This window comes from Stieleria mannarensis (genome assembly GCF_014154935.1).
Taxonomy (GTDB): Bacteria; Planctomycetota; Planctomycetia; order Pirellulales; family Pirellulaceae; genus Stieleria; species Stieleria mannarensis.
The window spans coordinates 127,089-135,083 of the sequence record NZ_JACEHH010000011.1; the positions used below are offsets into that span (position 1 = coordinate 127,089).

At 60.2% G+C, this 7,995-nt stretch carries 4 protein-coding genes; 1 reads left to right on the forward strand and 3 read right to left on the reverse strand.

The window, feature by feature from the left end:
• Window positions 1-137: 137 nt before the first annotated feature.
• Window positions 138-1,793, forward strand: coding sequence for a sulfatase family protein (locus H1B37_RS09810; RefSeq protein WP_182866468.1), 1,656 nt, complete (start codon window positions 138-140; stop codon window positions 1,791-1,793).
• 56 nt (window positions 1,794-1,849) lie between these two features.
• Here H1B37_RS09810 and H1B37_RS09815 read toward each other — a convergent pair whose 3' ends face one another.
• From H1B37_RS09815 to H1B37_RS09825, 3 genes are all read right to left on the reverse strand, one after another.
• Window positions 1,850-3,325 (reverse strand): sulfatase family protein, encoded by a 1,476-nt coding sequence (locus tag H1B37_RS09815; protein ID WP_182866504.1) that lies wholly within the window; start codon window positions 3,323-3,325, stop codon window positions 1,850-1,852.
• Window positions 3,326-3,473: 148 nt separating this feature from the next.
• Window positions 3,474-6,788, reverse strand: a complete 3,315-nt coding sequence (locus tag H1B37_RS09820; protein ID WP_182866469.1) for a serine/threonine-protein kinase — start codon at window positions 6,786-6,788, stop codon at window positions 3,474-3,476.
• Window positions 6,789-6,791: 3 nt separating this feature from the next.
• Window positions 6,792-7,355 carry an ECF-type sigma factor gene (locus H1B37_RS09825; protein ID WP_182866470.1) on the reverse strand — a complete coding sequence of 188 codons (564 nt, stop codon included), beginning with the start codon at window positions 7,353-7,355 and terminating at the stop codon, window positions 6,792-6,794.
• Between the last annotated feature and the right edge of the window lie 640 nt (window positions 7,356-7,995).

Here is a 7,995-nt window from a genome sequence, read left to right on the forward strand (position 1 = left end):
TCGCATCCGAACAGGCCTGCAAATTCGTTGCCGGCGGATTTGTGTGCGCTGACCGGAGTGGCTAGGATCAAGGGCTTTCGTATCACTCTTGCACCCCCTGCCTGCCCCCTCGAGCCCCGCCAATGACCGCTTCCGTGATGACTCGCCTTGGAAATTCCACCGGACCGACGTCTAGTCGATTGCGTCCGGTTTTATTGCTGCTTGCGTCGCTCTGCTGTGTCCTCACCGGTACATCGCTCGGTGTCGCCGCGACGACCGACCGGCCCAACATCGTGTTCATCTTTACCGATGACCACTGCACCCAAGCCCTCAGCGCCTATGACCCGACGCGGATCACGACGCCCAACATGGACCGGATCGCCCGCGAGGGGATGCGGTTCGACCGCTGCTATGTGACCAACGGAATCTGCGGCCCCAGCCGCGCGGTCATTCAAACCGGAAAGTACAGCCACCTGAACGGCTTCATCCGAAACGGTAATCGGTTCAATGGCGACCAACAGACGTTCCCCAAACTGCTTCGCGCCGCCGGCTACCAAACCGCGGTGATCGGCAAATGGCACTTGGCGACCACGCCACAAGGCTATGACTACTACGACGTCTTGAAAGGCCAAGGCCCCTACTACAACCCGCCGATGATCACCGAGGGCGCCGACGGCCAACCGGTGACGCGGCCGCACACCGGTTACACGACGGAGATCATTACCGACAAGACACTCGCGTGGCTGAAAGAGGATCGCGATCCCGACAAGCCGTTCCTGGTGATGTACCAGCACAAGGCGCCCCACCGAAATTGGCGACCGGCGCCAAAGTACCTGACGTGGCTGGACGACGTCACGATCCCCGAACCGGAAACGCTGTGGGACGACTACACCGGACGCACCCAATCGGCCGGCCGGCAAACGATGACGATCAAAAACCACTTGAACGCCAACGATCTGAAGCTGTCCGGCTACGGCAACATGAACGACCAACAAAAGGTCGCCTGGGACGCCGCCTACGGCCCCAAGAACAAGGCGTTTGAAGCTGCCAGGGATTCGATGACCGAGGAACAGATCATCAAGTGGAAGTACCAGCGTTACGTCAAAGATTACCTGCGCTGTGTCAAAAGCGTCGATGACGGAATCGGACAGGTCTTGGACTACCTGGACGAAAGCGGACTGGCCGACAACACCGTCGTGATCTACTCCTCCGACCAGGGCTGGTACCTGGGAGAACACGGTTGGTTCGACAAACGATGGATGTATGAAGAATCACTGCGCACGCCGTTACTGGTGCGCTGGCCCGGCAAGGTCGCCCCCGGATCGACCAACAACGACATCGTCTCGAATCTGGATTTCGCCGAAACGTTCCTGGACCTTGCCGGCGTCGAAGTCCCCGCGGACATGCAAGGCCGCTCGCTCAAGCCGCTGCTGCGCGGCGAAACGCCCGATGATTGGCGTCAGGTGTTCTACTATCACTACTACGAAAACCCCGGGGCGCACAACGTCGCGCGTCACTACGGCGTGACCGATGGACGACACAAGCTGATTCACTATTACGCGCTCGAAGGCAAACGGATCGATGACTGGGAGTTGTTCGATTTGAAAGCCGACCCCAACGAGCTGCAAAGTGTTTACGGAAGCACCGACTACACGGGTGTCCAACAGCGGCTGATGAAACAACTGGCCGCGGCGAGAGAACAGTTTGGAGTGCCGGAAGATTCCGATCCGGGTTCGTCACGCCGCAACCGCCAACCCAACAACCGCCAGCCCAACAACCGCCAACCCAACAACCGCACGCGGAACAAGAAATAGCACCCGGGCAGTGCTGCAAAGGCGGAATGATTCGAGGCAGAATGATGGGGCGTTGACTATCTCTTGACGCCCGGCTTCGTTTTCTTCCGTGGCTTGGGGGGATCGGGGATCGGTGGCGTTTCGGGACGGCGTTCCAACGGATCAAAGAAACGCATGTTCTTTCCGACGCGATCGTAATCGCCCAGATCCTCGCGCATGCCTTCGGCCAGGGCGAGCAATCGCCGGACCACCTCGGGATTCGCGTGCGAAACGTCCGTCGTTTCGCCGAGGTCGTTTTCCAGGTCGATCAGGAACGGTTTTTCAAATCCGATGCGATCGGCCGGCGCGATGTGAACATTGCGGCTGAACGGAGCCGCCCCGAGCGGTTCTTTCTGCCGTGGCAGATGCAGTTTCCATTTGCCCTGACGGACCGCTTGAAGATGAACTCGTAGATAGTAGAAGTAGGTTTTCTCTGGATCGGCCTGATCAAACTTGCCGTGAAAGAGGTGCCGGACGTCTTCGCCGTCGATGACACGATCCGAGGGGACTTCCGCGCCGGCCAAAGCGGCGATGGTCGGCAGCAGGTCCATGGTCGTGGCGATCGAATCACAGGTCGTTCCAGCGGGGACGCGTCCCGGCCCCCACAGAATCGCAGGCACACGCACGCCGCCTTCAAACGTCGATACCTTGCCGCTTCGCAGCGGACCGGCCGAACCGCCACGGTCGCCGCTCAGGTGCCCGTCCGCAAACCCTTTGTTCTTGTTCAACCAAGGTCCATTGTCGCTGGTGAACAGCACATAGGTGTTCTCGGCCAAGCCCAACTCGTTGATCGAATCCAGGAGTCGGCCGATGTTGAAATCGATTTCTTCGATCACGTCGCCATAGAGTCCCCGCGGGCTTTTCCCCTTGAACGCCGTGGACGCATCGAGCCGTGTGTGCGGCATCGTGTGCGGCAGGTAGACAAAAAACGGACGCTGTCGGTTCTTTTCGATAAACGCGATGGCTTCATCGGTGTAACGCCGCGTCAGCGTCGACATGTCGGACGCCGGTTCGATCAGTGTTTCGTTGCGGTACAGATTCACCACACGGTCGTTGCTGGTCGGTGTTCCGTAGAAATAGTCGAAACCCTGGCGGGTCGGGAACAGATCGATGAAGAAATCGGATTGGGAATGTTTCGCCAGGTCCCATTTTCCGAAACATGCGGTGGCATAGTCTTTCGTCTTCAGCACTTCGGCGATCGTGATTTCATCCTCGTGCAAAATCGGATGCACTTGTTTGACGTGACCTCGCTCGGCGACACGCATCGGATAACAACCGGTCATCAATGCGGCCCGCGACGGCCCGCAAATCGGCTGTGCATAAAAACTGGTGAACTTCATGCCTTGATCGGCCATCGCATCAAGCCGCGGTGTGTGAATCTCCGGCGATCCGAAACAGCCGACATCCTGATACCCCTGGTCGTCGGTAAAGATGACCACGAAGTTGGGTCTGCCGCTACAAACGTCCGCCGGTTCCGCCGCCGACCCGGTCCGGGATGCGATGGAAACGACCATGGCGAGTGCGGTGCAGCAGATTCGGGGGGCCGTTTGCATGATGATCCAATGGTTGCTGTCGGTGTCTCGACCGCGTTGTTTCTTCGGGGGCAACTAGCACGCCCGATGTTGTACGTGGCGGGGTGAAATGAGGCGTCCGTGGGGGGGGCTACGGACCGATTTGGCCGGGGATCAGCAACAGATCGGTGCCCCCGTAATCGCTGCCGAATTCTAGCATCATGCGGCGGCTTTGGTTTGCGATTTGCCAGCGATGGAGCATGCCGACCGCATTCTTGGGTTGGTAGAGCAGCCCGAGTCGTTGACGGGTCGGCAGATGCCAGACGTAGACGCGACCGTCGCGGCGACCTTCCAGTAAAGTGGTGCCGTCGTCACTGAGCTGCAGACGCGAAACTCCGTGAAACTGGTGTTTCTCAATCAGCACTTCTGCACTCCGGCGATCCATCACCAGCAACAGATTCTCGGCGATCATCCCCAGTCGCCGCGCACCTGAGTCCAGACAAAGGAAGGACACGCTGACATCGTTGGCGAGTTCGGTTCGCCTTCCCGAGCCAATATCGATTTCCAGGATCCGGCGCCCGGCGGCGTCGTCGACGATCAGCGTTTGGCCGCCATCGCACAGCCGCGGTGGCGCGTCGTGCTGGATCTCGAACTGGTTGACCAATTCATGCGAGCCCCATCGGTCGTTCGACTTCCAGACGCACACCTGTGTCGCGGATCCCGCCACCAGTGTGTCAGCCTCGGCCGAGAACGCGAGATCGCGGTGCCCGGCCAGCGGCGATTTGATTTCGGCAATCACCTGCTGGTCGCCGGCCCTGACGACCGAGATCGTGTTCCCGCTCGCGACCGCGAACACGCCGTCGACGATCTCCGGTGAAAAGACGACATGACGACTGGTAAAGGGGGATTGCTTCGTGCGGTGGACATGAGAGACGCGTCCCGTTTCCGGGATCAAATAGGTTGCCAACACCGAATCAGGCCGCCTGCGCATCTCGGTCGATCGAACGTCATGTTGGTGCCAGCGGTGAATGTTGCCGTCCTGACCGCCGGAAATGAACGCGGTCTCGCCCGGCAAGGACGCAAGCGGCAAGCGAACGTCAGACGCCGGGCGATGGGCGAGGAACTTTGTAAAGATGCGACCGGTCACCGCGGCTCCTCCGTCGGACGGTGAAAGTTGGATCACTTGGATCTGGCCGTCGGAGAAGCTGATCCGCAACCACATGCCGTTGCCGGAGGCACAGATGGCGCGTGGATACGAGGTGTCCAGCGGCACTTGACCGATCAGTTTTCCGGTTTTGAAATCGAGGATGATCAAGGATTCTTTGAAGCGTTCGCCGGCGATGAGCCAGCGGTCGTCTTTCCCGGCGAAGCAAAGGGTCCGCACGTTTTTCAGCGGTTGGGTGTTGATGCTGCGGATCTTTTTGCCCGACCTCATGTCGTAGACGCAGATGTCCTTGCGGGTTGGGGCGATCAACCGGGTACTGTCGCGTGAAAACAGCAAACTTTCATGTCGATGGTCATTGGCGATGCGAAAGGCTTCGTTGCCGTCGGCGTCACCGACCCAGACCTCGCTGTAGCGGGCGCCGGCGGCCACATGCCGACCGTCGGGCGACCAGCGCAGCGTTTCGATGCCGGTTTCCAGCGGGGGCAAACGTCGAATCAGCGTGCCGTCGTCCAGGTTCCAAAAACAGATCGTTCCCAACTTGCTGCCGGTGACCGCGGTGTGGCCGTCGGGGGAGATTGCGACCGCGTGAGCCGGTTCGTTGTGGGTTCCGATCAATCGCCCGATCGCATCGGGTGCATTCAAATCCCAAAGCTTGACATCGCCGCGTTCGTCGACGCTCAATGCCCGCTGCCCGTCTCGCGTCGCTGCCAGCCCATTGACGGCCGACGCATTGGCAAAGGATCCCCTCGTCGGACGCGTCGCGACGTTCATCAACAAGTGCGTCAGTTCGGGCGGCCGGGAGACTCCGTCGATCGACACCGGGTCGGATTGCAGATCGGTGGCCAATTCGTGCAGCCGCATCAGATTGCCGTCCTGCAGCGTTGTCAGGGCGCGTTGCAGCTTGAGTGCCTGGAGCAATTCGACCGCATGACGTTCGCGTTGCTCGCTCTCGCGTCGCGCCGCATCCACCGCCGCCATCTGCCACAGCGAAACGCCGGAGATGACGACCAGCGAGACCATCAGCAACGCCAACATGCTCAGTTCGATGCGGTACTGCCGCGCCGTCTTGCCGAACCGATACGCCCAAGACGGCGGACATGCCTCCACCGGTTCGCCATCGAGGTAACGCTGCACGTCGGCGGCGAACGCACTGGCCGACGGGTACCGCCGATCACGGTCCCGGTCGATCGCCTTCATCACGATCCAGTCGAGTTCCCGCTTGAGCAGTTTGGTGTGAAAACCCGCGCCGGGAACACGCTGGCTGGGCCGATCTGGCTCTCGTCGCACCAGCAGACTGTAAAACTGGTCGACCCCGATCCGCTTGAGCGTTTCTCGATCGATGGGCGTCGCGTCGGTCAACAGTTCATACAGCACCACCCCGATCGAATAAACGTCGACGCGCGTGTCGACGTCGTAGTTGGTCCGTTTGGCCTGCTCGGGCGCCATGTACAGCGGGGTCCCGATCAGCTGGGATCCATGGGTGACCAGCGTTCGTCCGCCCAGATCGCCACGGAGCGCCTTGGAGACACCGAAATCGATCACCTTGATCACCGGTTTGCCGTCCTGGTTCATGACCAGAACATTGGTGGGTTTCAGGTCGCGGTGGATCACACCCCGCTGATGCGCATGATGGACTGCCATGCAAAGGTCGACGCACAGCTCCAGCCGCTGGCGCAAATTCAAATCGTGCTGTTTGCAATAGTCGGTGATGGGGATGCCGCGAACCAGTTCCATCACAAAGTAGGGACGCCCTCGCTCGGTCGTGCCGCTTTCAAAAACCTTGGCGATGTTCGTGTGGTCCATCATCGCCAGCGCCTGACGCTCGCCGCGAAAACGCGCGATCACTTCTTCGGAATCCATCCCCGGCTTGATCACTTTGACCGCGACTTCACGACGGATCGGCGCGAGCTGTTCGGCCAGGTAAACCGTTCCCATCCCGCCTTCACCGATCACCCGCACCAGGTTGTAGGAGGGAATCGAAGGCGGGGTGAATTGGCCGCAGTCTTGAATCTCGGTGGGGGTGTCGGAGGTTACCGACGGGTTGGTGCTGGCGTGTGTCAATCGATTCAGCAAGTCCGTTTGTTTTCCACCTGAATCATCACCTTCGGAGGCAACAGCACGATGCAAGAGATGATTTGGTTGCTCCCGCCGCGCCTGTAACAATCGCTCGACCCGCTCCCGCAACACCACATCGTCGCCGCATTGCTCGGCGAGAAACGATCGCTGCGACGCTTCGTCCGCCAGCGCGATCGCTTGCTCGTAAAGGCGGCGGGCCGGCGGAGGGGCGGGTCGGCGATTCATGGGTCAATCTCCCTGCAATTCGACGGCGAACCAGGCAAGGGCGTAATCCCAGTGTTGGTAGGCGACGCTCCGAGAGATCCCGATCACGCCGGCAGCCTCGGTGACCGACAGCCCGGCATAGAGCCGCAGACGGACCAATTCGGCAATCAACGCGTCTTCGACTTCCAGCTTGGCCAGGGCTTCATCAAGTTCGAGTAGTTGTTCGGCCGAGAGTTCCCCGACGCGCTGTTCTTCGTAGTCTTCGATCGCGATTCGGCTCCAACCGCCGCCGCGTTTTTGGCTTGCCTTTCGGCGGGCGTGTTCGATCAAAATCCGACGCATCGCCTGAACCGCAGCCGCGAAAAAGTGCGTCCCTGACTGCCAACAACTTTCGTTTCGAGAACCGACCAGCCGCACATACGCATCGTGCACCAACGCGGTCGCCTGCAATGTATGGTCGGATCGCTCGTGACGCATCCGCTGTGCGGCCAAGCGACGAAGTTCATCGTAGACCAGCGGCAGCAACTCCTCTGTCGCACGGTCATCACCGGCATCGATTCGACCGAGAATCTTCGTGATGTCGGACATGCTCAAGGTGTTCACACGTGTGCCGCGGAAGACACGCGGTCCCGATTTAGACAAGCAGCAGTGGTTGTCGCTTTCCTCAAAGTGGTGCGGTCATTGTAGCACATCAACCCTCGAGTTCTTAGAAAAAACAAGTGCTGTCCCGAGCATGTCGGGGCGGCGGACCATCTGGGGGGACACGCGGCCGAGACAAGGTCCCGGGCAATCTGTTTTCCTCGCGCTCCACGGATGTGTGAGAGTTTTTCTGATTTTTCCGGACGATCCGCTCGCTGTCGGCGCTAGTGCTTGTGGATCGTGCTCGCGTCTCGTGGCACGAGCTATGGACCGACGGAAACGTCGACTTTGAGGTACTACCGGACCCCCCCCGAACCCCTCCGTGCGGGTGACCGGAAGTACAATCGGCCTCGGGGCAAAAGGCCAGACGACCAATGCAAGATTGCAGCATGAACCGCCCCTCCAATCCCGCCCCTCCAATCCCGCCCGCCCTGGCAGCGCCCCTCCTGGAGCAAACTGCGGCGTCTTTTCGCCAGCTGCCGGCCTCAACGCCCGGCATTGTCGCTGCGGCTTCTGACGACCCGATGTCCCAACGCGGCTGGATAATCGGGCATGACTTTTTTGGTGATCCATTGGACAAGGTGACACC